Origin of the sequence: Paenibacillus ginsengihumi DSM 21568, from assembly GCF_000380965.1 — a bacterium.
GTDB lineage: Bacteria > Bacillota > Bacilli > Paenibacillales > NBRC-103111 > Paenibacillus_G > Paenibacillus_G ginsengihumi.
On record NZ_KB905560.1, the window covers coordinates 45,309 to 70,766 of the forward strand.

Below are 25,458 nucleotides of genomic sequence, written 5' to 3' on the forward strand. Positions count from 1 at the left end.
TCCGGGCTTCATCAACATCATCATCCCGAACGGAAGGAGGCGGATAGCGATGAGCGAAATGATCGCCTCATATTGGATCGAGACGGCTTATTCGCTGGAGCAGGCCGCCGACATCATCGTCAGCGAGCAGTCGACGGGCACGTTCACGCCGCTGCCGAACGAAACGGAGAGCCTGAAGCGGCGGCACCGGGCCCGCATCGCGTCGATCGAGCCGCTGGAGACGGCCGCGCTGCCGGCGCTCCCCGGGGCGAAGGTGCCGCCCGGCAGCAAGGGCGAATACGTCCGCGGCATCGTCAAGATCGCTTTTCCATATGACAATATCGGCCCGTCCATCCCGAATGTGCTGGCGACGGCGGCGGGCAACCTGTTCGAGCTGGAGGAGCTGTCCGGCATCCGGCTGCTCGATCTCGAACTGCCGCCGTCGTTCCTCGAGCGATATGAAGGTCCGCGCTTCGGCATCGCCGGCACGCGGCAGCTGACCGGCGTCTATGGCCGGCCGATCATCGGCACGATCATCAAGCCGAACATCGGCCTGAGCGTGGAGGAACTGCGGGGGATCGTGCGCGAGCTGGCTTCCTCGGGCATCGACTTCATCAAGGATGACGAGGTGCACGGCAACCCGCCGTACGCCCCGCTGGCCGAGCGCGTGAAGGCGGCGATGGAGGAAATCGAGCGGGCGGCCGACCGCACCGGCAAAAAGACGATGTACGCCTTCAACATTACCGACGATATCGAGCCGATGCTGCGCCATCTCGATACGGTCGTCAAACACGGCGGCAATTGCGTGATGGTCAGCATCAACAGCATCGGCTTCGCCGGGCTGGCCCATCTGCGCAAGCAGGCTCCCGTCTGCATTCACGGCCACCGCAACCAATGGGGCATGATGTCGCGCTACCCGTATCTTGGCATGTCGTTCAGCGCCTATCAGAAGCTGTGCCGCTTGTGCGGCGCGGATCATCTGCACGTCAACGGGCTGAACAACAAGTTCTACGAAAGCGATGCTTCCGTCATCGGCGGCGTGCGCGATTGCTTGACGCCGATGTTCGCAGAGCGGGATACGGCGCTGCCGGTGCTGTCCTCGAAGCAGTGGGCCGGAGCCGCGCCGAGGACATATGCCAGGCTGCAGACGGTCGATCTGCTGAACATTGCCGGCGGAGGCATTCACGGCCATCCGGGCGGGCCCGGCGCCGGCTACCGCAGTCTCGTGCAAGGCTGGGAGGCGGCTGTCGCTGGCATACCGCTTGAGACGCATGCGGAAGCCCATTGGGAGCTCAAGCAGGCCATCGAGACGTTCGGTTAATTGGCCGGCAGCCGGCCTTGCGGACATTGGAGGAAGGCGGGAAGCGGATGAGGATCTGTTATTACGGGGACGACTTTACCGGCTCGACGGATGCGCTGGAGGCTCTGGCGGCGGCCGGGCTGCGAGTCATCCTGTTCATGGATGTGCCGGACCCGGCTGTCTGGAAGGAGCGGTTCGCCGATTATGACGGCTTTGGCGTGGCCGGCGTCAGCCGCACGATGTCTCCGGCGGCGATGGAGCGGGAGCTGCCGCCTGTTTTGAGCGCGCTGCGGGCATTTGGCGCGCCGATCACGCATTACAAAATATGCTCCACCTTCGACTCGTCGCCGGACATCGGCAGCATCGGCAAAGTGATCGAGCTCGGGCGGCAGGCGTTCCCGGAGCAGCGCTGCATGCCGGTCGTGGCCGGCTTGCCTGTGCTGAAGCGTTACACCGTGTTCGGCAATCATTTTGTCGGAGCGGAGGGCGTGCGGCTCGACCGGCATCCGAATACGGCGAACCATCCGGTTACGCCGATGCAGGAAGCGGACCTAAGGGTTCATTTGGGCCGGCAGACGGCGCTGCCGGTCGGGCTGATGTCCGTGCTCGATCTGGAGCTTGACGGGGCGGAACTGGAGAGGCGCTTCGAACATGCGGCAGCCGGGCACGATATTGTGCTGTTCGACGTGCTGTCGGAGGCGCATCTGGCGAAGATCGGCGCTCTGCTGTCGCGCCTGGGCGAGCGGGGCCCGGCCTTCGCCGTCGGCTCGTCCGGCGTGGAATATGCGCTGGCTGCCCATTGGCGGAGCTGCGGCCTGCTTCCTTCCGAGCCCCCGCGTTGGCAGGCCGGTTCCGCGGAGCGGCTGCTTGTCGTATCCGGGAGCTGTTCCCCGGTAACCCGCGCCCAAATCGAGTGGGCGCTGGCGCATGGCTATGCGGGCATGCGCATCCCGGCAGACTGCCTGCTGGCGGACGGGCTGGAGGCAGCGCAGCCGCTGCTCGCGGAGGCGAAGCGCCTGCTTCGCGACGGCCGCAGCGTCATCCTGTACACGGCGCTCGGTCCGGACGACGACGGCATCGCCGAAGTGCGCAGCCGCCTGCGGAGCCGGGCGGCTGAACCGGCCGCGAGCGGACAGCGGCTTGGCGCCCGGCTCGGCGATCTGGCGAAGGAGTTGATTACGTCTGCCGGATTAACCCGGGCCGTCATCGCCGGCGGCGATACGTCAGGCTTCGCTGTGCAGCGGCTCGGTGGCTACGCCCTGGAGATGAAGGCGCCGCTCGTGCCCGGAGCGCCGCTGTGCCGCGTCTTGTCGCGGAACGAACAGCTTGACGGCCTGGAGCTCGTGCTCAAAGGCGGGCAGGTCGGCCCGCCGGATATGTTCGAGCGGGTGCGGACAGGAAGGGCGTAACGATTTTTTGGAAGGAAGGCGGGATAACCCAGATGATGCAGCGTCTCAAGCTTATTTCGCGGGAATTCGCCGGCTTCGAATCGTCTTTTGCCGTTCAGGCGGATCGTTTCGAGCGCCTGTCGGGATGGCGGGTGGAGCGCGAATTCGAAGAGATTCACCGGCTGTACGATCGCATGATCGCCGGAGAGGAAGCGTTTTCCGGCAAATATGATCTGTTTCTTTGCGTGACCGACTGGCTGCCGGAAGCGATTCGGCGGGGGCTGCTGCTGCCGCTAAGCGAGTATCTGCAGAGCGATCCTCCCGAGGGCTGGCCGGAGGCCTGGTCCCCGAGCATGCGCGGGCTGCAGACGGGAGAGGACGGTCAAATCTACGGCATCGCCTACCACGACGGGCCGGAAATGTTCATCTACCGCAGCGATTTGTTCGCCGATCCGCTGGAGCAGTCGGCCTTCCTCGAACGATACGGCTATCCGCTCGGCGTGCCGGAGACGTGGAGCCAGTTTGTCGATGTCGCCCGCTTTTTTACCCGTCCCGAGGAGGGGTTGTACGGCGCATTAACCGCATCGTATCCCGACGGGCACAACAACGTATACGATTTTCTCATTCAGCTGTGGAGCCGGGGAGGCGAGCTGGTCACGGCCGATTGGCGGTCCGCGTTCGACGATCGCATCGGGCATGAAGCGCTGCAGTTTCTGGTCGATCTGATTCATGTTCATCAGGTAGTGCCGAAGGAAGCGCTGAAGATGGACAGCGTGAGAAGCGGCGACCATTTCGCGCAAGGCGGGATCGCCATGATGTGGAACTGGGCGGGCTTCGCCGCTGTCGCCGAATTGCCGGGGGTGTCCCGCATCGCCGGCAAGGTTCGCACTGGCCTTATTCCGCGGGGGGACGGACCTTCCGGGCGGCATACGTCGCTCAATATCTACTGGGTGCTGGGCATTGCGGCGGGAAGCCGGAATCCGGAGGCGGCGTACCGGTTTATCAAGGAAACGGCGTCAGCGTCCATGGACAAGGCGACCTCCTTATGCGGCGGCAACGGAACGCGGCTGTCCACATGGCGGGACGAGGAAGTGCGCAAGCGATTTCCCTACTACGAGCAGATTGAGGAAGTGCACAAGCACGTCCGCAGCCCGCTGCCGATTCCGGAATATCCGGCGATCAACGAGGCGCTGTCGCAAATGACCGACGATGCGCTGAATTTGCGCGTCGATGTACCTGAGGCCATCGGCCGGACAGCCCGGCAGGTGAACGATATTTTGAAAAAAGCCGGTTATCGGTGAGAGGAGGAAAAGAGGCCAATGAGCGAGGGAAGAGCTGTGCAGCCCGCAAGCGGGAACGCTGCCGGGAAAGGACGGCTGGCGCTCGATTACAAGCCGCGGCTGCCGGCTGACCGCAGCATGGGGATCGCGATCGTCGGGGCCGGGGACATCGTCGTTAACGCTCATCTTCCAGCCTACAAGCTGGCCGGATTTCGGGTGATCGGCATATACGACATAGACCGTTCCAAAGCGGAGGCGGCGGCCAAGACGCACTCCATCGCGGTATTCGATGAGCTGGCTGCCCTGCTGGCGCATCCCGGGGTGCGCATTGTCGACATCGCCGTGCCGGCGCGATATCAGCCTGCGATTGCACGGCAAGCGGCGGAGCGCGGCAAGCATCTGCTGTGCCAGAAGCCGCTGGCCGAGAGCTACCGCCAGGCCCGGGAGCTGGCCGAGGCGTGCGCCGCTCTCGGCGTCAAGGCGGCGGTGAACCAGCAAATGCGCTGGGCGCCCGGCATTCAGGCCAGCCGCTGCGTTGTCGAGCGGGGCTGGCTGGGGGCCCCGCTGCAGGCGTCGATCCAGGTGAACGTGCTGACGCCGTGGGAGCTGTGGCCATGGCTGTCGCACATGCCGACCCTGGAGGTGATGTACCACAGCATTCATTACCTCGATGCGATCCGTTATGTGCTGGGCACGGCCCCGGAATACGTCTATGCCGACGGAGCCAAATATCCGGGCCAAACGTACGCCGGAGAGACGCGAACGATGATTCATCTCAAATTTCCCGGCGAAGTGCGCGGTCTGATCCATGACAGCCACAACAACCGGATGCCGCAGGACGATTGGTACGCCACATTCCGCTTTGAAGGGACAGAAGGCGTCGTCAAAGGAACGAACGGCGCCTTGTACAACTATCCGCACGGCCGGGAGGATACGATCGCCTTGTACAGCGAGCGGCTGGAGCCGGGCTGCCTGTACGCGCCGACGCTGGAGGGGCGCTGGTTTCCGCACGCGTTCATGGGAACGATGGGCGAGCTGATGCGGGCTATTGAGGAGGACCGCGAGCCGGTCAACAGCCTGGCCGACAATTTGCTTACGCTGCAGACGGTCTTTGCCGCCTACAAGTCGATGGCCGAGAACCGTCCGGTCTATTTGGAGGAAATCGCGGCAGCTGCCACATAAAGGCCGCCCGCGCCAGCATAGCCGATCTTCCGGCTGTCCGGGCAGGCTGCAGAAGCGTTCGCTGCCCAAATTTGTAACATTTTGCTATGAAAATGTTAAAGTTCACCTACAAAGGCGCTCCTTTCTTTGGGCGATGTTGTTCGGACGAACCCCATCCTGCCAAAGAGGGGGGGCCTTCTCGCGTTTCCGGCTATCCATTTGTTAATTTTTTAGCTCTTTTTTTGCCTTCGTTTGACAACGATCTTCATTAATATGCTTTAATAGTTTTGTACAATGAAAGCGGATTTATGAGTGCCAATATTCCGGCTGCAGCGCGACTTGGCCATTACTAGTATCGCGAGGCAGCGGGATTGGCAGCATATAGCGGCCTGGAAAGAGCGGGCAGGCTGCACAACAAAGGAGGAATTCGCATGGATGTATGGCTGACCTATGCGCCTTATATTTGGTTCGATCTGAAGGAGCCGTTTTATCCCGAGCGTGTTGGCGTAACGGTCATCACTGAACCGGGGGACTCGCCATCTTTTCGCCGCAGCTTTCCTTTTACGCAAAAAGGCTTGCAGCAAATTATCGAATATGCGATTTGGTGGGATTACGAGATCGGGCATCTGTATGAGCTGGAGCATGTGTGGGTGTATGTCGGAAGCAACGGCGAGGTGCTGGACTGCGAAGCCAGCTTTCACGGGCGGGTGTTGAAAGGATTGCGCAAGGATAGAAGCAACTTGCTTGACGCAACGCATGTGCAGCTGTATTCGCAGCCGGGCAAGCACGCATTTTCGCCGCTGCCGGAGCTGTTCGAGCTGCTGCCCGATGCCGAGGCGGCGGCAAGCGCGCTCGCCGGCAACGATGGCCTGCTGATTAACGAACTATTCCAGGACAAGCTCTCTACGAATGAAGAAATTAATGGATGGGTACGGCGCTATCTTCAAACCTATGCATTTTCTCCGGCTTTTGCTTACAAGCAGCATCCGCTTTCGCCGCAGCTGTTTACAAGCTGGGAGCAGCTTAAAGAGGAAATACCGCTGCGCATTGCAGCAAGAGTGAAGCAGTTGGCAGAGCTGTACGGGGCGCGGTAACCGGAAGGAGGGACAGCAGGATGGGCGAACGGCGCCGCAGGCATAACAAGGCTGGACCAGTTCCTGAAACTTGATAGAAAATTTAACTTTGCTAAAGCGATAAAGCGAAGTGCGATCTTCTGTACCAGGAAAAACATCTGCTGACCGCGGCCGCTCATCCCTGAATAGACGACGATAGACGTTTTTCTTAATCATTGACATTTCTAGTTTTTGGGTGATACGATGGCGTTGTGTGCAATGAAAACGATTTCTGTTAAGCGAAAATAAAGCTGCTGTCTTGGGGAGGAATTCGCTTTGGTTCATTCGGAACAGGAACAACAGGTCGAGCGTTGGGGCATGCTGGAGCTTGCTTGTCCCGGGCCGGCCGCTGGCAATCCGTTCGCGGATTGCGAGCTGTTTGCCGATTTTCGGCATGGCGGCCGGACGGTGCGGGTGCGCGGATTTTATGACGGCGGGGGCGTGTACAAGCTGCGCTTCATGCCGGATGCCGTCGGCGAGTGGAGCTTTGTCACCAGGAGCAGCTCGCCGGAGCTGGACGGGATTGCGGGAAGCTTCCGCTGCACGCAGCCTTCGCCCGGCAACCGCGGCCCGGTGCGCGTGCGGGACGAGTATCGCTTCGCCTACGAGGACGGCACCCCTTACGTCCCCGTCGGCACGACCTGCTACGCCTGGACTCATCAGAGCGAGGCGCTGCAGCGGCAGACGCTGGACACCTTGCGCAGCGCGCCGTTCAATAAAATCCGCATGTGCCTTTTTCCGAAAAAATACAGCTTTAACAGCGTCGAACCCGACCTGTTCCCCTTCTCCGGCAATCGCGAGGCAGGCTTTGATTGGAGCCGCTTCAATCCGGCCTATTTCAGCCGCCTGGAGGAAAGGCTGCGCGAGCTGCAGGAGCTCGGCATCGAGGCGGACCTGATTCTGTTCCATCCTTATGACAAGGGGCATTGGGGCTTCGATGCGATGGACAGCGAGGCCGACGACCGGTACGTCCGCTATGTTGTCAGCCGGCTTGCCGCGTTCCGCAACGTATGGTGGTCTCTGGCGAACGAATACGACTTCATGAAGGCGAAGACGATGAGCGATTGGGATCGCTTGTTCCGCCTCGTGCAGCAGGAGGACCCGTACGGCCATCTCCGCTCGATCCATAACGGCACGGGCATGTACGATCCGGAGAGCGTCGTCATGTACGACCATGCCAAGCCGTGGGTGACCCACTGCAGCATCCAGCATTGGGACGTGAATCTAACCCCGGTGTGGCACCGCCTTTACCGCAAGCCAATCGTCATCGACGAATGCTGCTACGAAGGCAACGTGCCGCAGCGCTGGGGCAACATAACGGCCGAGGAGATGACGCGCCGTTTCTGGGACGCTGCGGCCAGAGGGGGGTATGCCGGCCACGGGGAGACTTATTTGCACCCGGAGGACGAAATTTGGTGGGCCAAGGGAGGCAGGCTGTACGGGGACAGCCCGGCGCGCATCGCGTTCTTGCGCCGCGTGCTGGAGGCGGCGCCGGAAGGCTGCCGGCCGATCCCGGCTTTTCGCGACGTGCCGACGATCGGCGTGCCCGGCGAGTATTACTTGCTATATTTCGGCATTCACCGCCCCGCCTACCGCATGATCGAGCTGCCGCCGGACGTATCGTTTCAGGCCGAGATTCTCGACACGTGGGAGATGACGGCAACGCCGCTGGAGGGAAGGCTGACAGGCTCTTGCCGGATTGAGCTGCCGGGCAAGCCTTATTTGGCCCTCAGAATTTATCGTTCCGAGGCCTGATACCTTAAACCGGGGAGGAAGCAGCGAATGAGGAGCAGGCTGCCCTTCGACGTGCCGATTGCCGATGGAGAAAAAAATCGCCTCATTATTAATACGGATGCCAAGAATGAGGCGGACGACCAGTTCGCAGGTCGTGCATACGCTGCTGATGCCTGCTGACGCCCCGTTTTGACGATGAAACAGTCATTTGGATTCGACGATCCGACGATCCGGCGACCTTCCCGACGGCGGCTGCCAAGTCTTACGGCTTCCAGCCGTCAATAGGCGAATTCCGCCTTGACGGCAGCGCGGATGCGAATCTCCCCCGGCTGGACGGGAGCCGCCGCCGCGGGCGATTCGTAAGCGACTGCGAGCAGCGGAGACGGCTCCGGCGCGCGCGGCTGTTCCTCGACATGGAAGGGGATGTCTTGAACCGCGACGCCCAGCGAGCGGGCGATTACCGAAGCTTTGCGGCGGGCGTCCGCCACCGCAAGCGACAGCGCGCGGTCGTAATAAACGGCCGGTTGCGATACGGAGAAGCGGATGTTCGTGACGGAGTTCGCGCCGCTGGCGACGGCCGCGTCGACGATAAGCCCTGTGCGGTTCATGTCTCTGACCGTAATTTGCAGCAGATGTGTAACCCGGTAGCCGAGGAAGATCGGTTTGCCGTCCTCGTACCGGTACTGCGGCTCGATGCGGTAGGCGACCGTCTGCATGTTTTCCGGCGGAATGCCCAATTGCCGCAAAGCTTGAATGATTCGCGAGACGTCGGCCGTATTGCGGCTTTGCGCCTGATGCAGGCTGGTCTCCTCCGTCACCGCCCCCAGCACGATGTCGGCCTGGTCGGGAGGCGCCGCTGCTTCCCCCTCGCCGACCACCTCGATGACGCGCCGATGATCGCGCACGAAGGGGGCGTCTGCGCCCGCAGCGGGATTTCGTGTTTGACGATACATACTTCCACCGCCTCTGCAATATTGGTAACCATTATATGTACGGCGGCAAGCGGCCATTCATTCGCGGAATTCGCGCCGCCCCCGCTTCAAGCATTCCGTATACGGCTTCCGGCCGCGGAATGTTTTTGTTTGTTTGTTTGTTTGCTATCCGGTCGTGCAGTCCCTTCCAGAACGGTTCCTTCCTGCGCTCTCGCCGAAGCTTCCGAATCTCTAACGCCAGTGACAAACGCTATTTTATTGAAATGCAGCCTTTGAAAAATGTAACGAAACGTAGTATCGCTATTTGGCCAAAAATGCTGAATCGGGCAGCCTAAATTGCCAAATAAGGCCGCCCACTTGCGTTATCATTTCAAATCGATGGTTTCGAGGAAAATAAGCTCTGTGGCTAGCGTTAGCTTAGGGTTCGCCCGGCAAAACAGCACCCTAGGCTAGCAAGCATTGAATCGCTCGTCATAGATGTCTAGCTTGAAAATAGCGCTTGGTGCGCGGCCCGTTTTCATCTTCTGATGGTGCCGCACCAGCGTCATAGGTGTCTAGCTTGAAAAAATTGGACGGACCCCTCCGGCGAATTTTTTAACACCGAAGGTGACGGGCCGATGACGATAGGAATCGTTCGTCATCGGCGTCTATCCGAAAAAAAACAAGTGACATTTCATGTCAATCGGAGTATGTTTTATATAGCGACACTAAATACTTTCGGAGCGATTCCGCGATCATATGAGGTGAGGGGGAGATACGCTTGTCGTTTTTGCAAAAATACGCGCGCAAGCATTGGCGTTCGTTCATGGTTGCGCTGCTGTTTCTGACCTGCGAGGCGATTGCGGACCTGCTGCAGCCGACGATTATGGCCAGCATCATCGACGTCGGTGTTGCGAATAACGATATGGACTACGTCCTGCGCCTGGGGGGCGTCATGCTGCTCATTACCGGGCTTGGCGCGATCGCGGCTTCCGGCCGCAACATTATGGCCAGCCGCGTGTCGCAAAAATTCGGCGCCGAGCTGAGATCCGACCTGTTCGCCAAAATTCAGTCGCTGTCTTTTGAAAGCGTCGACAAATTCGACCGGGCCTCGCTTGTGACCCGGCTGACCAACGACGTGACGCAGGTGCAAAACTTTACGAACGGGATGATGCGCATTTTCGTCAAGGCGCCGCTCATTTGCATCGGCAGCCTCATCCTGGCGACGCGCCTGAATCCGCAGCTGGCGGTCGTGCTTGCCGTCGTTGTGCCGCTGGTAGCGGTGCTGATCGCGCTGAACATGAAGATCGGCTTTCCGCTGTTCGGAAAGGTGCAGAGGGCGCTGGACCGGGTAAACGGCGTCATGCGGGAATATTTGTCGGGGATTCGGGTCGTCAAGGCGTTCAACCGGTACGATTACGAAATGAACAAATTTGACGGCGTGAATCGGGAATACGGCCAGCAGGCGACGACGGCTATGCGCGTGATGTCGATTTTTAATCCGGGCATTATGCTGCTTGTCAATTTCGGCATCGTCGCCGTCATCTGGCTTGGCGGCATGCGGGTCGACGCTGGCCGGATGGAGGTGGGCAGCATTATCGCCTTCATCAACTATATGACGCAAATTTTGTTCTCGCTGATGATGATCTCCAACGTGTTTACTATGTTCGTGAGGGCGAAAGCTTCGGCGGGGCGGATCGGGGAAGTATTCTCGCAGCAGGACAGCCTGACGTGGCAAGAGGGCGCCGACGCTGTAAAGGCGGGCGAACGCGGCAGTATCGAATTCGAGAATGTCAGCTTCTCCTACAGCGGCATGTCCGGCGATCCCGTCCTGAAAAATGTCACGTTCTCCTGTAAGGCCGGGGAGACGGTAGGCATCATCGGCTCGACCGGTTCGGGCAAAACGACGCTCGTCAGCCTCATCCCGCGCTTCTACGACGCGACCTCCGGCACGGTGAAGGTGAACGGAGTGGATGTCAAAGAGATCGAGCCCGGCAGGTTGAGGGAGCGCATCGCTGTCGTGCCGCAAAAGACGGTGCTGTTCACGGGCACGGTGCTGGAGAACCTGCAGATGGGCCGGGAGGACGCCACCCGGGAGGAAATCGAACAGGCCGCCGTCATGGCCGAGGCACACGGGTTTATCGCCGCTTCCCCCGAAGGCTACGGCAGCCGGATCGGGCAGGGCGGGGTGAACTTCTCCGGCGGGCAAAAGCAGCGCCTGTCGATTGCCCGGGCGCTCGTCCGCAATCCGGAAATTTTGATTCTCGACGACTGTACGAGCGCGGTCGATGTGGCGACGGAAGCGCGGATCAAGGAGTCGCTTCGCAAGTACGCCGCCAATCTTACCTGTCTGATCATTGCCCAGCGCATCGCGTCGGTCATGGACGCCGACCGCATCGTCGTGCTCGATCAGGGCCAGGTCGTCGGAGTCGGCCGGCACGGCGAGCTGCTGCACAGCTGCCCTGTGTACCGGGAAATTTACCAATCGCAGATGGGAAAGGAGATGCCGCCCTATGTCCCGGCAACATGAATCTTCGTCCGGCCGGCGGGAGCCGGCGAACGTCCCGTTGATCGGCGGACCGGGAAGGCCCGGCGGTCCCGGAGCACCGGGGCTCGGCGGCCGCGGACCGGTCGTCAAGCCGAAAGATTTCAAAGGCACGCTGAAAAGGCTGTGGTCGCATATCGGGCGGGAGAAGCGATGGCTCCCGGCGCCGGCCTGGTCGACTTCGGGGTACTGAAGCTGCTCGCGCTGGCGCTCGTCATTGTCTACGTAGCCGACGGGCTGCTGACCTTCCTGCAGGGATGGCTGATGGCGGGCATCTCGCAGCGCATCGTAACGGCGCTCAGGGGCATGCTGTTCGGGAAGCTGCAGAAGCTGCCGCTCGGCTATTTTGACGCCCGCCCGCACGGCGAGGTGATGAGCCGGCTGTCGAACGACATCGATAACGTCAGCACGACCGTATCGCAGTCGACTCTGCAGCTGATGAGCGGCTCGATCGCGATCGTCGGCTCGCTCGTCATGATGCTCGTGCTCAGCCCGATTTTGACGCTGGCCAGCCTGATTACCGTGCCGCTCGTCTATTTGCTGGCGCGCACGATCACGAAGCGGACGAAGGTGCTGTTCAAGGAACAGCAGGCCCAGCTCGGCAAGCTGAACGGGCACGCGGAAGAGACGATCACCGGCATACAGGTCGTCAAGGCGTTTAACTACGAGCGCCAGGCGGTTCAGCAATTCGACGAGGTGAACGAAAAGCTGTACGAGGTCGGACTGAGAGCGCAAATCTGGTCCGGCTTCCTGATGCCGATCATGAGCGTGATCAACAACATCGGCTTTGCGGTAGTTGCCGTCGTCGGCGGGCTGCTGGCCGTAAGAGGCGATATTACCGTCGGCGTCATCGCCAGCTTTCTCAGTTATTCCCGGCAGTTCGTCCGGCCCTTGAACGAGCTGGCGAATATCTACAACATCCTGCAATCCGGCGTCGCCGGAGCGGAGCGCGTCTTCGAGGTGCTGGACGAACGGGAGGAGCCGGCCGATCCGCCGCACGCCGTGCCGCTTGCCCATCCGCGCGGCCGCGTCGTGTTCGAGAACGTCAGCTTCGGATACCGGGAAGACGTGCCGATCATAAGCGGCGTCAGCTTCGCAGCCGAGGCAGGCAGCAGCACTGCCCTGGTCGGTCCGACCGGCGCCGGCAAGACGACGATCGTCAACTTGCTGACTCGCTTCTATGACGTGACCGGCGGCAAAATTACGATCGACGGCAGAGACATCCGCGATTACACGCGCGACAGCCTGAGGCGCTGCTTCGGCATCGTGCTGCAGGATACGTACCTGTTCTCGGGAACGATCAGGGAGAACATCAAATACGGCAAGGAGAACGCCACCGACGAGGAAGTAAGAGCGGCCGCGATCATGGCTAACGCCGATCCGTTCATCCGGCGGCTGCCCCAAGGCTACGACACCGTTCTGTCGGAGAACGGCGGCAACCTCAGCCAAGGCCAGCGGCAGTTGCTGGCGATCGCCCGGGTCATTCTTGCTCAGCCATCGATTCTCATCCTCGACGAAGCGACGAGCAGCATCGACACGCGGACGGAGCTTCACATTCAGGAGGCGCTGCTCAAGGTGATGGAAGGGCGCACGAGCTTCATCATTGCCCACCGTCTGAACACGATCCGCGATGCGGATACGATCATGGTCATCGATCGCGGGCAGATCGTCGAGGAAGGCCGACACGAGCGGCTGCTCGAGAGGAAGGGCAGTTACTACCGGATGTTCTCGAACCAGTTCAAAAATGTGCAGGGGGCGGCGGAATAAAGCTGCCCCCTTGTCGCAGGCCGGCCGTCTCTTCGCCGCCGGATGGGTGCCGGGCCGCAGGCTGCAAGGACGGCCGAACGATGCAATGTCAGCCGGACGCAAATGCAGCCGAACGCAAATGCAGCCGAACGATGCAAAGGCAGCATTGCGGCTCAATTCGGCGAAAATCAGGGCATGACGCGCCGTAATGCGTTGTCAGCCGCGATTATCCCGCGCCCGGCTTGCGGAGCCGGAATGATCCGACCGGGCAACTGTGCTATGATATCGTTTGCAAGGATAAATATGTAAGTCGTCATTTCAGTCGCAGAACATAAAAGGGCAGATGCGTTCATGATCGTCGGCGATATGCGGCATGGCGTTCAAAATCGATCTGCCGTTGTTTGCTTGGGCCAAGGCTGAATCATAGCGCGGGGAGAGGGCCGTTCGGAGCACCAACCGAAGGGCCGCTCGAAAAACAAAATCATAGAGCGGAGGCGGACGGTTTGGCAGCGGACAAAATCAACATTGCGATTGCCGGCATCGGCGGCTTCGGCCGCGTTCATGTACGATGGGTTCAAAGCTTATGCGAGCGGGGACTCGCCTCGTGCGTCGCGTTCTGCGAAACGAATCCGGATCGCAGCAGGGATCTGGCAGGGCGGCTTATGGCGGCCGGAGCGGCGCATTACGACGATTATTCCAGGATGCTCCGCGAACGGACAAATATCGATCTCGTTGTCATCTCCACGCCGATTCATCTGCATAAGCCGATGTGCATCGAGGCGCTGAGGAGCGGCTGTCATGTGCTGCTGGAGAAGCCGCCTGCCGTCACGGTTCAGGATATCGCCGAAATGCTCGCTGCACAGCGGTCTACCGGCCTGACTGTGCAGGTCAACTTCCAGAATACGAGCGGGCAGGCGTTCCGCCTGATGCTTCAGAAGCTGAGAGAACAGGCTATCGGGAAAGTGCGAAGCGTGACGGGCATCGGTAAATGGAAGCGGCTTCAGGCCTACTACGAACGCACGCCGTGGGCGGGCCGGCTAACTCACGACGGCCGGCTCGTGCTGGACGGCACGCTGTCGAACCCGTTTTCCCATTTGCTGAACAACTGCCTGATCGCCGCGTTTGCCGGAGAGGAAGAGACGTCGCTTCCTACCCGCGTTCAAGCCGAACTGTATCACGCGTACGATATCGAAGGGGACGATACGTCCTGCGTTCGGATCGATACGCCGCACGGAGTATCGATCCGCTTTTACTCCACGCTTTGCCATGGCGAATCGACAGAGCCGGTCATTCGCGTGGAAGCGGAGCGGGGCGAGATGGTGTGGGGGTATCGCAATCGGCTGACGATCACGGAGGCGGATGGGAGACAGACGGATTATACGTTCGGCGAGGAGCAGGGCGTAGAGGCGATGTACTTGAACTGCTTCGCAGCGATTCGCGAGCGGAGGACGGAGCTGTTCAGCCCGCTATCGTCGACGTACCGTTTTGTCGCATCCTTGAACGCGGCGCTGGAGTCGTCCGGGCCGCCCCGGGCGATCCCGTTCGAATATATCCGCCGGCAGCGGGAGCAGCAGTCGGAGCTCCGAACGATCGACAACATCTCCGCCGCAATCGACGAGGCTGCGCTGTCCGGGAAGCTGTTCTCCGAGCTGCCGGCACCGTGGGCAGCGCCTTCCCGTCCGTTCGATCTGCACGGCTACGAACGGTTTCAGCCGGCATGGCTGGCGGGATCAGGCGGAATCGGGAACAACGCAGGGGCAATGCGCTAACGCCGTCCATTCTCCGCATGGAGTGCGCGCAATATCAGAGTCGATTAAATTCTTTACAAAACTAAAGCGCGAGGGTACCCTTTTCTATGAGGGTGCCCTTTTATATAGAAAAGCTTCCGCGGGAATGCTCATCAAAAGAGAAGGCCGGCCGATGCGGCGGAATCCGTTCGCTGTAGGCGTCCAGCGCGAAATAGGGGCTGGTTCCCGTGTCCTAGGCCGTGCCCCGTGCCCCGTGCCACGCGCCCCGTGCTCCGTGCTCCGGCTGAGGCTCGGGCCGCAACCTGTGCTTTAAGCCCGTGCCCCAAGCCCATGCCTTGCGCGGCACCATCCGAAGGGTGAAAATGGGCTGCGCACCTCGGGTTATTTTTAAGAGAGCCAGCAAATGTTGTATTTTGTACAACAAAAACGGGGAAATAACCCGCACTCGCGGCTCAATGTTGTAAAAAGTGCAACATTTCGGGCGATGTTTCTCGGTTTGAAGCCGATCTCGCCCAAATTGTTGCACAAAATACAACACTCCCCTTCCTCTGGTGCGAAGAGACCGGAAAATGTTGCATTTTTTGCAGGATTTGTCGCCTCAATGTGTCCGGGGAGGACGTACAACCTGATGAACGGGGAGCGGATCGCCTTATGTGCCGGGAAGGAAGCGCGCTAACGCGGAATTTGGGGGCTGTCGGCGGAGTATCCCTGTCGCAGTCCGACGAATCCGTCGGCGAATTTTCAGTGCCGAGGGCGATGTCCGATGATGAAGAAATCGCTTGTCACAGGCAGCAAATGAATCACGATCATGATTATGCAATAGAAAGGCGCAACCGACGATGACGATGGAATCGACGCAGCATGAACGGAACGAAATGCCGCAGTATGAGCGGCACGAATCGACGCAGCATGAACGGAACGAATTGCCGCAGGCTGCCCGGGGGCCATTGACGGCGAAGCTGTGGAATATTGAAATCGCCGCTTGGAGCGGGGGCGCTCAACCGGTTCAGCAGCTGACGACGTCGCATGTCCTCATTGTTCCGCTGACTGGCGAAGGAACTCTGGAATTGGGAGAGCGGCGGCGCCGTCTATACCCGGATACGGCTTACCTATGCCTGCCGGAGAGCACCTTCGCAATCGCTGCAGGAGCAGTGTCCGGGCTTTCCGTCGCCATCGTCCGTTTCGGGTTGTTTCGGGCCTGCGACTGCGACCGCGACCGCGGCAGCGGCCAGCTGGCGGCTGCCGTCGGCGACGACCTGCTGCCGGAGGGGGCGTATCCGCTCGCCCCGGCGGGCAGGCTAGCCCAGAGGTGCCGCAGCTTGCATGAGCTGTGGTGCAGCGGCGATGCGCTGAAGCGTTGGCGGGCCGAGCTCGATTTTCAGAATTGGCTGTACGAAATGGCTATGCGGCGCGGCGGCCGTTGCAAGGACGATACGCGGGCGGCGCTCGAAAGAGCGAAAATATACATTGAAGAACATTTCAGCGAAGAGCTGACGATCGACCGGCTGGCGGAAATCGCCGGACTGAGCGCGAAATATTTTGTCGACATATTTAAAAAAACGTACGGCGTCAGCGCCCACGATTATTTGACGCAAATCCGCATCGATCAGGCGAAGCGGCTTATGCTGCGCGGAGATCTGCTGCTGCGCGACGTCGCTCACGAGGTCGGTTACGACGACGAATATTATTTCAGCCGCAGGTTCAAGAAGACGGTCGGCATAGCGCCGTCGGCGTTCGTAAAGAAAAGGAAGCGGAAAATTGCGGCCTACGGTCCGACATCGCTGCTCGGCTACTTGCTGCCGCTGCATATCGTCCCGTATGCGGCGCCGCTTCATCCGAAATGGTCACGCTATTATCTCGATGCCGTCGGAGCGGAAATTCCCGTTCATCTGGACGGATTTCGGCAAAATTATCGCTGGGCGGACAATTTGGACAAGCTGGCATCGGCCAGGCCGGAGCTCATTATTTGCCCGGCCGGATTGGATGCGCGGGAGATCAGCCGGCTGAAGGAAATTGCCGACGTATTCGAGCTGCCGGAAGAGCGGCTGGGCTGGCGGCGGCAGCTGCTCGACCTCGCGGCGCTGCTTGATGTACAGGCGGAGGCGGAGGGGTGGATCGCGGCGTGCGAGCGCCGGGCGTCCGAGATCCGCGAGCGTATCGCATGGCCCTGCAGCGAAACCGTGCTTGCCGCGCGGCTGCACAAGTCGCAGCTGTTTGCCGGCTGCGGCAGAGGGATGGCCGAAGTGCTGCATGACCTGCTCGGTTTTCTTTCGCCCTATCCGGAAGCGCAGGAGCCGTACAGCTTTCCCATCACGCCCGAGCAGCTGGACGCCGCGGGCGCCGGCCGGGTCCTGCTGACCGTCTGCCAGGAATCGGAGACGCTGGCAAGCTGGCAACGGCTGCGCCAATCCCCGCAATGGCTGTCGCTGAAGGTAGTGCGGGACGACAGGGTGATCCTGGTCGCCTCGGAGCCGTGGCGGGAATATTCACCGGTCGCAATCGATCGGATGCTGGAGGATGCCCGGCGCATCTTTTCCGGATAATATCCATCTCCCATCCGGAAAAAGTCCATGGCCGCAGTCAACAGAGCTCCCTATAATCAATAATGAGAATCATTATCACTATAGTTTTTGGCTACGTTGCCGAAAGGAGCTCTAGAAAGACAATGAAAAAAACGATGCTGCGTTTGGGGTTAACGATCGCGCTTGCCGGGGCGCTTACGGCTTGCGGGGCTGCCAATCCCGGCAATTCCCCGGCGAGTTCCAGGGGAGGCAATGATGCTCCGCCCGCGACCAGCGAGGAGGCAAAGACGAGAACGGTCTCCTATTTGGGGAAGGAATACGAGCTTCCGGCCAAGACGGAGCGGATCGTCATTGCGGGAGCCGTGGAGGCGATGGAGGATTCGATCGTGCTCGGGATCAAGCCTGTCGGAGCGATCTCGTACTCCGGTAAATTCCCGCCGCTGTTCGCTTCCATTACGGAGAATGCCGAGCCGATCGGGGAGAAGACCGAGCCGAGCGTCGAGAAGATTTTGTCGCTGCAGCCGGATGTCATTATCGGCTCGACGAAATTCAAGCCTGAAGTGATGGAGAAGCTGAGCAAGATCGCTCCGACCATCCCGTATTCTCATATTGCGACAGACTGGGAGAGCAATTTGAAGCTGCTGGGCGAACTGAGCGGCAAACAGCAGCAGGCCGAACAAGCCATTGCGCAATACAAGGCGGATTTGGAGACAGCCAAGACGAAGCTGGGCGGCAAGCAAAAGGACAAGAAGGTGCTGGCGGTGCGCATCCGTTCCGGTCAAATCTACATTTACCCCGAATCCGTCTTCTTCAACCCGGTGCTGTACCAGGATCTAGGGTTCGCGGTGCCTGACGAGGTGAAAGGAGCCAAAGCGCAGGAGCTGTTGTCGGCAGAGAGGTTCGCGGAGATGAATCCGGATTATTTGTTCGTTCAGTTCTCGGCGGACGAGAACAAGGATAAGCCGGAGGCGCTGAAGGAGATGCTGAACCATCCGGTTCTGAAAAACGTGAATGCGTTCAAGAACGGAGCGGTATATGACAATGTCGTCGATCCGCTCGCTCAAGGCGGGACGGCTTACAGCAAAATCGAGTTTCTGAAAGCCGTAGTCGATAAATTGGCCGAGTAGCCGATCCTTTTTTAAATTGAACGGAACAGTATGGAAATAAGATAACGAGGGTCTGCACGATTGATTTGCCGAATGCCCATTGTGAATGGCGCAAGGACGAGAGGAGACTTCATAACCCGATGAACAAGCTGCAGCGAATCCATGCGGGAGGACGGGAGCTCGCCGTCTTCCTGCCCCCGTCCTATTCCGCGCAGGAACGGCGTTATCCGGTCGCCTACGTGCAGGACGGCGGCCAGCTGATTGCCCCATGCGTCAACTACCTGGAGCACCTTATGATACAGGGCATGCTGCCGGAAGTGATCCTGGTCGGCATCGAGCCTCGCAACAGGCTGGAGGAATATACGCCATGGCCGGCGGAGCCGCTGGGCAGCGGCAAGCCGGCCTTTGCCGGTCATGGGCGGGCCTATGTCGACGACATCGCGGATACGCTCAAGCCGCTGATTGACGAGCGGTACCGCACGATGCCGGAAGCGGAGCACACCGCCATGATCGGCGGCTCGCTCGGCGGGCTGATCTCGCTGTTCGCCGGCTACTGGCGGGCCGGAACGTTCGGCCGTATCGGACTGCTGTCCGCTTCCTTCTGGTTCGAGGGTGCGATGGATTATATCAGGGAACGGGAGGCTCCCGACAGCCGGCTGCGAATCTTTATGTCGGTCGGAAGCTGCGAAGGCATGTACAAGCGCAATGCGCAAAAGAATATGGCGCGCTACGCGCAGGAAGCCTGTACCATCTGGCTGGGCAAAGGCTTTCCGACCGCCCGGCTGCAGTTCGTGCTGGAGGAAGGCGGAACCCACGACATGCTGTTCATGGCGAAGCAGCTGCCCGCAGCGCTGCGGTGGCTGTTTGCACCGTCCGGGGAGGCGGCCGGTTGTCGGGCGGCTCATAGCGGAGCGTTCGCGGAGGAAAGCTATCGGCTGCCGGGAACGAGGCAGCTGACCATGCGCGCCAGACGGACGGGGCGCGAGTACCGCATTTTCGTATCGGTACCGGCCGCGGCGCCTCCCGAGAACGGGTACCCGGTATTGTACGCACTCGACGGCAATGCGACGTTCGCCTCATTGGCCGAAGCGGTGCGGCTGCAGTCGCGCCGTCCGCGCGGCGGCTGTCCGCCGACGGTCATCGTCGGCATCGGCTACGATTCCGAGGAGCCGTTCGTCTCGTCCAGGCGGTTTTTCGATTATACGGAGCCGGCCGAGGAGGACAAGCTTCCGCCGCGGCCCGACGGCTCGCCATGGCCCGAGACCGGAGGCGTGGAGCCATTTCTTCTGTTTATCGAAGAAGAGGTGAAGCCTGCGATCGAACGGCTCTGTCTGATCGACCGTCAGCGGCAGTCGCTGTTCGGCCATTCGCTAGGGGGCTTGTTCGCGTTGTACGTCCTGTTCGTCCGGCCTGCCGCTTTCCGCTGTTATATCGCAGGAAGCCCGTCCGTCTGGTGGAACGATTTCAGCTTGCTGAACCGCTGGCCGCTTCTTCGGGACAAGCTGGAGCGCGGCGAGGCGGAAGCGGCTGTTCTGATCGGCTACGGCGCGGAGGAGAAGCCGTCCATTACGCAAGGCGCCGAGCGCATGCGCCAGCTGCTGGAGCCATACCAAGGGCGAGGCCTGCGGCTGGAATGCCGCGCGTTCGAGGAAGAGGGGCATGTATCGGTCATTCCGCCGCTCATCAGCTGCATGCTGCGCTTTATCGCCCGGGAGACATCACCACCATCGGACTGAAGCGCTGCCGCCGCAAAGACAGCGTTGATTTTCCGGCCGTCGCTATCCGTACTGTGTCCGCCCGACAATGGACGTAAGACCGCTGTCATCCGCTCAGGGCCCGCCGTTGCGGCAGGCGAGGGCGCAGTATCGACCGGGGGCGAATCGATCCGGCATGCAGAGCGGGGCTCCGATAAGGTATAATAGGGAGACCAAGGCGGCATACCCGCTGGATTTTCATGTCAAAGGGCGTGCATCCTGTGAACGGCATCTATCTTTACGAAGACAAGCATCGGGAAAGCTACGCGCTTGAGCTTCACCACCATCTGTACGGACAGCTGCTGTATGTGCTCGAAGGCAGGGGCAGCATCGTGCTGGAAGGCCGGAAAGAAGCGCTGGAGCAGGACCATGCTGTGCTCATTCTGCCCTACGCCGACCATGCGGTGTCTTCGGATTCGCATCTTACGCTGCTCGTGCTGGCGTTTGACGAGAAGCTGCTTCAGACAAGCGGCCGGGAGGCGGTGGACAGGCCGCTGTTTGCGGCATCGGCGCTGCTCCGCCTGAACCCGTTCAACGCCAGCGAGCTGCGGCTCTTGCTGCGCAAGCTGCTGCACGAGCAACGGCAGAGGGATGACATGAGCGACTGGGCCATGTCCATTTATATTCAGGAGATTTTTTTGCTGCTCGCCAGAGCCAGGCAGGCAGCCCAGGTGACAGACGCCAACGGGCTGAGAGCGGAGAAAATACGCAGCTACATCGACCGGCACTACTACGAGCCGCTGACGGCCGAGGAGCTTGCTTACAAGCTCGGCGTCAGCAGCCGCCATGCCAACAATATTTTCAAGGAGCAGTACCAGATGACTCCGATGCAGTATTTGACCGAGGTGCGGCTCGGCATCGCCAAAAAGCTGCTCGCGGAGACGGACAAAGATATCGTCTCGGTCTGCTTCGAGGTCGGGTACGAATCGCTGCCGACCTTTTACCGCGCGTTCAAAAACGGCGTCCAGCTCTCGCCGAACAAGTACCGCCAGCTGCACCGCGAAGCGTCTGCGCCAGGCTGAGGCAGGCCGCTGTCAAAATCGAAAGCAACAGACAAAATAAGACCCCTCAAGGCACGCCGCGAAAACAGTTCCGAAATTGAGAATCGCTGCCCGATCTGCTAAGACAGACGGGTTTTTTGTCGTTTACAATGAAAGCGTTACGAAGAAGGCAGCAGCATTCGATATTCATTCATGAGCAGGGAGTGGGCGCAAAATGGCAATTCACGAAATCGGCATTATTATGAACGGCGTAACGGGACGAATGGGCACGAACCAGCATTTGATCCGTTCCATTCTGGCAATCCGGGATCAAGGAGGCGTAACGCTTCCGAACGGCGACGCGATCATGCCGGACCCGATCTTGGTCGGCCGCCAGGAGCACAAAGTGAAGGCGTTGGCCGAGAAGCATGGCGTAGCCCGCTGGAGCACGGATTTGGACGCATGCCTGGCCGACGGGCACAACATCGTCTATTTCGATTCACAGACGACGCAGCTTCGCGCGGCGAGCATCAAGAAGGCGATTGCCGCAGGGAAGCATATTTATTGCGAAAAGCCGACGGCCGACAGCTTGGCCGAATCGCTGGAGCTGGCTCGCATTGCGCGGAAAGCCGGCGTCAAGAACGGCGTCGTGCAGGACAAATTGTTTTTGCCGGGGCTGCTCAAGCTGAAGCGTCTCGTGGACAGCGGATTTTTCGGACGCATCTTGTCTGTGCGCATGGAGTTCGGCTATTGGGTATTCGAAGGCGACTGGCAGACGGGGCAGCGGCCATCCTGGAACTATCGCGCGGAAGACGGCGGCGGCATCATCGTCGACATGTTCGCCCACTGGCGCTACGTGCTTGACAACCTGTTCGGCGAAGTCCGCTCCGTATCGTGCCTCGGCATGACGCACATTCCGGAACGGGTGGACGAACAGGGCAAACCGTACAAGGCGACGGCTGACGATGCGGCTTACGCGACGTTTCTGCTGGACGGCGACATCGTCGTTCAGGCGAACTCCTCGTGGACCGTGCGCGTCAACCGCGAAGACCTGCTGACGATCCAGGTCGATGGTACGGAAGGCAGCGCAGTAGCCGGGCTGCGCGACTGCAAGGTGCAGCATCGCGTCAACACGCCGAAGCCGGTATGGAACCCGGATATTCCGAACCCGCACAAGTTTCTCGAGCAATGGAAGGAAGTTCCGGATAATCAATTGTTTGACAATGGATTCAAGGTTCAGTGGGAGCTGTTCCTGAAGCATATCGTCACGGATTCCCCGTTCCCGTGGGATTTGCTCGAGGGGGCGAAGGGCACCCAGCTCGCGGAGCTTGGCTTGCAATCGTGGAAAGAACGGCGCTGGATCGACGTGCCGGAACTTACGCTGTAGGAGGAGACGACCGATGAACGCAACGCTGCAGCTTCCTCGCGCGGGAGGAGCTTTGTACACTTATTCCCCGGGAAATGCGGCCCCGATCGCGCCACCGAAGGGACCGCTCGTCAGCAGGACGGCTTATGCCGCCGCCCACGTCGTGTGCGACCCGTTCGCCGACGCTGATCCGCTGCACAACGCGCAGATCGATTGGGAGGCGACGCTCGCTTATCGCCGGCACCTTTGGTCGCTCGGCTTCTCGGTGGCTGAGGCGATGGATACGGCGCAGCGGGGGATGGGGCTCGACTGGGAGCGGGCCAAGGAATTGATCCGCAGGTCCGTAGCGGACGCCAAAGCCGTGGGGGGAGGCATCGCCTGCGGTGCCGGGACCGATCATCTGCTGCCGGGCCCGAATGTGACGCTTGAGATGGTGGAAGCGGCGTACGAGGAGCAGATCTCCTTTGTGGAAGCGCAGGGGGGCCGAATCATTCTGATGGCCAGCCGCGCGCTCGCCGCCTGCGCCAAAAGCCCGGAAGACTACGAGCGGGTGTACGGCAAGCTGCTCCGCCAAGTGTCCCAGCCGGTCATCCTGCACTGGCTCGGCGACATGTTCGATCCGGCGCTGGCCGGCTATTGGGGCGAAAGCGATCTGGACAAGGCGATGGACGTGTGTCTGCGCATCATCCGCGACAATGCGGACAAGGTGGACGGCATCAAAATTTCGCTGCTCGACGCCGACAAGGAAATTCAAATGCGCCGTCTGCTGCCCGAAGGCGTCCGTATGTATACCGGCGATGATTTCAACTATCCCGAACTGATTCGCGGCGACGAGCAGGGCTTCAGCCATGCGCTGCTCGGCATCTTCGACGCCATCGCGCCGGTTGCGGCGGCGGCGATCGAGGCGATGGACGAGGGAGACCTTGCGCGCTACGACGCGCTGATGGAGCCGACGGTCGCGCTGTCGCGCCATATTTTTCAGAAGCCGACATACGCCTACAAAACAGGCATCGTCTTCATGGCCTATTTGAACGGTCACCAGAACCACTTCCGGATGATCGGCGGGGCGGAAGGGGCAAGATCTGCCGTGCATCTGGCCGATCTGTTCGTGCTGGCCGACAAAGCGGGGCTGCTGTCCGATCCGGAGCTGGCGGTCAAGCGGATGAAGCAGGTGCTGGCGCTGGCCGGTATTTCTTCCTGAGACGAAAGACCGAACCGTTCAAGGACAAAAGCAGCATGGCATGATGTCATACTCGAGGGGGTAGAAGATGGAAGCATTGCCTTTAACTTCAATAGAGCGATTGAGCCTCAACCAGATTACGACAGACCGCTGGAGCTTGCGAGAGGCAGCGGAAGGCTGCGTGCGGGCGAACATTCCATGGATCGCCTGCTGGCGGCACAAGGTTGCCGAGGGGGGGCTGAAGGAGAGCGCCCGGATCGTCCGCGAAGCGGGGCTGCGCGTCTCCAGCCTGTGCCGCGGCGGCATGTTTCCCGCGGCGACGGCCGAGGAGCGGGCGAAGCGCATCGACGATAACCGGCGGGCGATCGAGGAGGCGGCGGAGCTCGGCACGGACGTGCTCGTCCTCGTCTGCGGCCCGGCGCCGGACAAAGATATCGCTGCCGCCAGACGCATGGTCGAGGAGGGCATCGAGCAGCTCGTGCCGTACGCCGAGCAGTGCGGCGTGCGGCTCGGCATCGAGCCGCTGCACCCGATGTACGCCGCGGAGCGCTCGGTCATCAATACGCTGGCGCAGGCCAACGATATTGCCGAGCGGTATCGGCCGGATCAGGTCGGGGTCGTCGTCGACGCCTTTCACGTCTGGTGGGACCCGGAACTGTATCCGCAAATCGCTCGGGCCAGCGGCCGCATCCTCGGCTTCCACGTGTCGGACTGGATCGTGCCGACCCCGGACCTTTTGATGGGGCGGGGGATGATGGGCGACGGCGTCATCGATCTGCGCCGCATCCGCAAAGCGGTCGAGGACGCTGGCTACGCCGGGCCGATCGAGGTGGAAATCTTCAACCAGGCGATCTGGGATATGCCCGGCGACGATGCGCTCGCTCTGACGAAGGAGCGGTATTTGCAGCACGTGTAACAACGTGGCCCGCGGCCGTACGGCGAGGCCGGTGCGGACGGCGAGGCCGGTGCGGACGGCGAGACCGGTGCGGACGGCAAGACCGGTGCCGCCGCTGCGGCCGCGTTCCTGCTGCGGTTGCAATCCGCATGGATTCCGCCAACGGGATTAGCTAGACGCACATGCTGATCCACGTTTCGCATAAACGGCTCTTGCCCTGGGTTGCCAAGGTAGGGGCCTTTTGAACATGGCGGAGAGGTTTTACTTGCAATTCGTTCGTCGCCGGCATTCGCGGTCGGCGGAGCGGGCTGGCGGAAATAGCGTACCCGCTCTGCTGGTCTTCGCTTGGTGGTTGGCTTTAGCTAACGCTTGCCACAGGGCTTATTCCTGTCGAAACGATCGATTTGGCATTGTAACGCTGGCGTGCGGTCTTATTTTGCAATTTTGGCTACCAGATTCAACGTTTCTGACAAAATAGCGTTACTCTGTTTCGTTGCATTCTAAAAAGGGTGCGTTTCTGCAAAATAGCGTTTGTCCCAAGCGTTAGAGTTGAGACGTGTTCCAGAAGGTAGACGCCCATGCCGCCTTGCGCAGCACCATCAGATGGTGAAAATGGTCCGCACGCCCTGGGGGCTATTTTCAAGGTAGACGCCCATGCCGCCGGCGCGGCACCATCAGATGGTGAAAACGGGCCGCGCACCCCGGGCTATTTTCAAGATAGACCCCCATGCCGCTGACGCAGCACCATTAG

Annotated in this window: 17 protein-coding genes and 2 pseudogenes; 17 read left to right on the plus strand and 2 right to left on the minus strand. The window is 60.5% G+C overall.

The annotated features are described in order from the left end of the window. Positions 1-49: 49 nt before the first annotated feature. From F591_RS0109360 to F591_RS33255, 7 genes are all read left to right on the plus strand, one after another. A complete protein-coding gene (locus tag F591_RS0109360; RefSeq protein WP_019534336.1) occupies positions 50-1,300 on the plus strand; it encodes a ribulose-bisphosphate carboxylase large subunit family protein in 1,251 nt (416 codons plus the stop codon). 47 nt (positions 1,301-1,347) lie between these two features. After that, on the plus strand, positions 1,348-2,688 hold the full coding sequence (locus F591_RS0109365) for a four-carbon acid sugar kinase family protein (protein WP_019534337.1): 1,341 nt from the start codon (positions 1,348-1,350) through the stop codon (positions 2,686-2,688). A gap of 32 nt (positions 2,689-2,720) precedes the next feature. Beyond that, positions 2,721-3,968, plus strand: a complete 1,248-nt coding sequence (locus tag F591_RS27695) for an extracellular solute-binding protein (RefSeq protein WP_019534338.1) — start codon at positions 2,721-2,723, stop codon at positions 3,966-3,968. Between the two features lie 18 nt (positions 3,969-3,986). After that, entirely contained in the window at positions 3,987-5,129 is a 1,143-nt protein-coding gene (locus F591_RS0109375) for a Gfo/Idh/MocA family protein (protein WP_019534339.1), read from the plus strand. Between the two features lie 410 nt (positions 5,130-5,539). Then, on the plus strand, positions 5,540-6,202 hold the full coding sequence (locus tag F591_RS0109380; protein WP_019534340.1) for a hypothetical protein: 663 nt from the start codon (positions 5,540-5,542) through the stop codon (positions 6,200-6,202). A gap of 294 nt (positions 6,203-6,496) precedes the next feature. Further along, positions 6,497-7,975, plus strand: a complete 1,479-nt coding sequence (locus tag F591_RS0109385) for a DUF5605 domain-containing protein (RefSeq protein ID WP_019534341.1) — start codon at positions 6,497-6,499, stop codon at positions 7,973-7,975. 27 nt (positions 7,976-8,002) lie between these two features. Further along, entirely contained in the window at positions 8,003-8,134 is a 132-nt protein-coding gene (locus F591_RS33255) for a hypothetical protein (RefSeq protein ID WP_019534342.1), read from the plus strand. Positions 8,135-8,232: 98 nt separating this feature from the next. Here F591_RS33255 and F591_RS27700 read toward each other — a convergent pair whose 3' ends face one another. Continuing rightward, on the minus strand, positions 8,233-8,907 hold the full coding sequence (locus F591_RS27700; RefSeq protein WP_019534343.1) for an SIMPL domain-containing protein: 675 nt from the start codon (positions 8,905-8,907) through the stop codon (positions 8,233-8,235). Positions 8,908-9,646: 739 nt separating this feature from the next. On the opposite strand from F591_RS27700, the gene F591_RS0109400 reads away from it, so the two are divergent. The 3 genes and pseudogenes from F591_RS0109400 to F591_RS27710 all read left to right on the plus strand — a co-directional run bounded on the left by F591_RS0109400 (position 9,647) and on the right by F591_RS27710 (position 14,925). Continuing rightward, positions 9,647-11,395, plus strand: coding sequence for an ABC transporter ATP-binding protein (locus tag F591_RS0109400; RefSeq protein WP_019534344.1), 1,749 nt, complete (start codon positions 9,647-9,649; stop codon positions 11,393-11,395). Beyond that, positions 11,379-13,177, plus strand: a pseudogene (locus F591_RS27705) (ABC transporter ATP-binding protein). The gene F591_RS0109400 and the pseudogene F591_RS27705 overlap by 17 nt, the downstream one beginning before the upstream one ends. A 482-nt stretch (positions 13,178-13,659) precedes the next feature. Continuing rightward, entirely contained in the window at positions 13,660-14,925 is a 1,266-nt protein-coding gene (locus tag F591_RS27710) for a Gfo/Idh/MocA family protein (RefSeq protein WP_019534346.1), read from the plus strand. Positions 14,926-15,262: 337 nt separating this feature from the next. On the opposite strand, the pseudogene F591_RS32710 reads toward F591_RS27710, so the two are convergent. Beyond that, positions 15,263-15,442 (minus strand): annotated as a pseudogene (locus tag F591_RS32710) (hypothetical protein); the annotation flags it as partial. Between the two features lie 301 nt (positions 15,443-15,743). On the opposite strand from F591_RS32710, the gene F591_RS0109420 reads away from it, so the two are divergent. The 7 genes from F591_RS0109420 to F591_RS0109450 all read left to right on the plus strand — a co-directional run bounded on the left by F591_RS0109420 (position 15,744) and on the right by F591_RS0109450 (position 24,728). Further along, complete coding sequence (locus tag F591_RS0109420) at positions 15,744-17,447, plus strand: AraC family transcriptional regulator (protein WP_019534348.1); 1,704 nt, start codon at positions 15,744-15,746, stop codon at positions 17,445-17,447. A gap of 122 nt (positions 17,448-17,569) precedes the next feature. Beyond that, positions 17,570-18,553: an ABC transporter substrate-binding protein gene (locus F591_RS0109425; protein WP_019534349.1), complete on the plus strand. Its 984-nt coding sequence runs from the start codon at positions 17,570-17,572 to the stop codon at positions 18,551-18,553. 119 nt (positions 18,554-18,672) lie between these two features. Next, positions 18,673-20,268, plus strand: coding sequence for an alpha/beta hydrolase (locus tag F591_RS0109430; RefSeq protein ID WP_019534350.1), 1,596 nt, complete (start codon positions 18,673-18,675; stop codon positions 20,266-20,268). A gap of 239 nt (positions 20,269-20,507) precedes the next feature. Further along, a complete protein-coding gene (locus tag F591_RS0109435) occupies positions 20,508-21,308 on the plus strand; it encodes an AraC family transcriptional regulator (RefSeq protein ID WP_245581009.1) in 801 nt (266 codons plus the stop codon). A 193-nt stretch (positions 21,309-21,501) separates the two neighbouring features. Further along, the gene (locus tag F591_RS0109440; protein WP_019534352.1) at positions 21,502-22,653 is read left to right on the plus strand and encodes a Gfo/Idh/MocA family protein; all 1,152 of its coding nucleotides are present in this window, start codon (positions 21,502-21,504) and stop codon (positions 22,651-22,653) included. Positions 22,654-22,666: 13 nt separating this feature from the next. Continuing rightward, complete coding sequence (locus tag F591_RS0109445; RefSeq protein ID WP_019534353.1) at positions 22,667-23,833, plus strand: dihydrodipicolinate synthase family protein; 1,167 nt, start codon at positions 22,667-22,669, stop codon at positions 23,831-23,833. Between the two features lie 67 nt (positions 23,834-23,900). After that, positions 23,901-24,728 (plus strand): sugar phosphate isomerase/epimerase family protein, encoded by an 828-nt coding sequence (locus F591_RS0109450; RefSeq protein WP_026326490.1) that lies wholly within the window; start codon positions 23,901-23,903, stop codon positions 24,726-24,728. The last annotated feature ends 730 nt before the right edge of the window (positions 24,729-25,458 follow it).

Coding starts and splice junctions, on each gene's coding strand:
- F591_RS0109450 (WP_026326490.1), top strand. CDS start 23,901: ATGGAAGCATTGCCTTTAACTTCAATAGAGCGATTGAGCCTCAACCAG.
- F591_RS0109375 (WP_019534339.1), top strand. CDS start 3,987: ATGAGCGAGGGAAGAGCTGTGCAGCCCGCAAGCGGGAACGCTGCCGGG.
- F591_RS33255 (WP_019534342.1), top strand. CDS start 8,003: ATGAGGAGCAGGCTGCCCTTCGACGTGCCGATTGCCGATGGAGAAAAA.
- F591_RS27700 (WP_019534343.1), bottom strand. CDS start 8,907: ATGTATCGTCAAACACGAAATCCCGCTGCGGGCGCAGACGCCCCCTTC.
- F591_RS0109445 (WP_019534353.1), top strand. CDS start 22,667: ATGAACGCAACGCTGCAGCTTCCTCGCGCGGGAGGAGCTTTGTACACT.
- F591_RS0109430 (WP_019534350.1), top strand. CDS start 18,673: ATGAACAAGCTGCAGCGAATCCATGCGGGAGGACGGGAGCTCGCCGTC.
- F591_RS0109440 (WP_019534352.1), top strand. CDS start 21,502: ATGGCAATTCACGAAATCGGCATTATTATGAACGGCGTAACGGGACGA.
- F591_RS27695 (WP_019534338.1), top strand. CDS start 2,721: ATGATGCAGCGTCTCAAGCTTATTTCGCGGGAATTCGCCGGCTTCGAA.
- F591_RS0109420 (WP_019534348.1), top strand. CDS start 15,744: ATGACGATGGAATCGACGCAGCATGAACGGAACGAAATGCCGCAGTAT.
- F591_RS0109360 (WP_019534336.1), top strand. CDS start 50: ATGAGCGAAATGATCGCCTCATATTGGATCGAGACGGCTTATTCGCTG.
- F591_RS0109365 (WP_019534337.1), top strand. CDS start 1,348: ATGAGGATCTGTTATTACGGGGACGACTTTACCGGCTCGACGGATGCG.
- F591_RS0109380 (WP_019534340.1), top strand. CDS start 5,540: ATGGATGTATGGCTGACCTATGCGCCTTATATTTGGTTCGATCTGAAG.
- F591_RS0109425 (WP_019534349.1), top strand. CDS start 17,570: ATGAAAAAAACGATGCTGCGTTTGGGGTTAACGATCGCGCTTGCCGGG.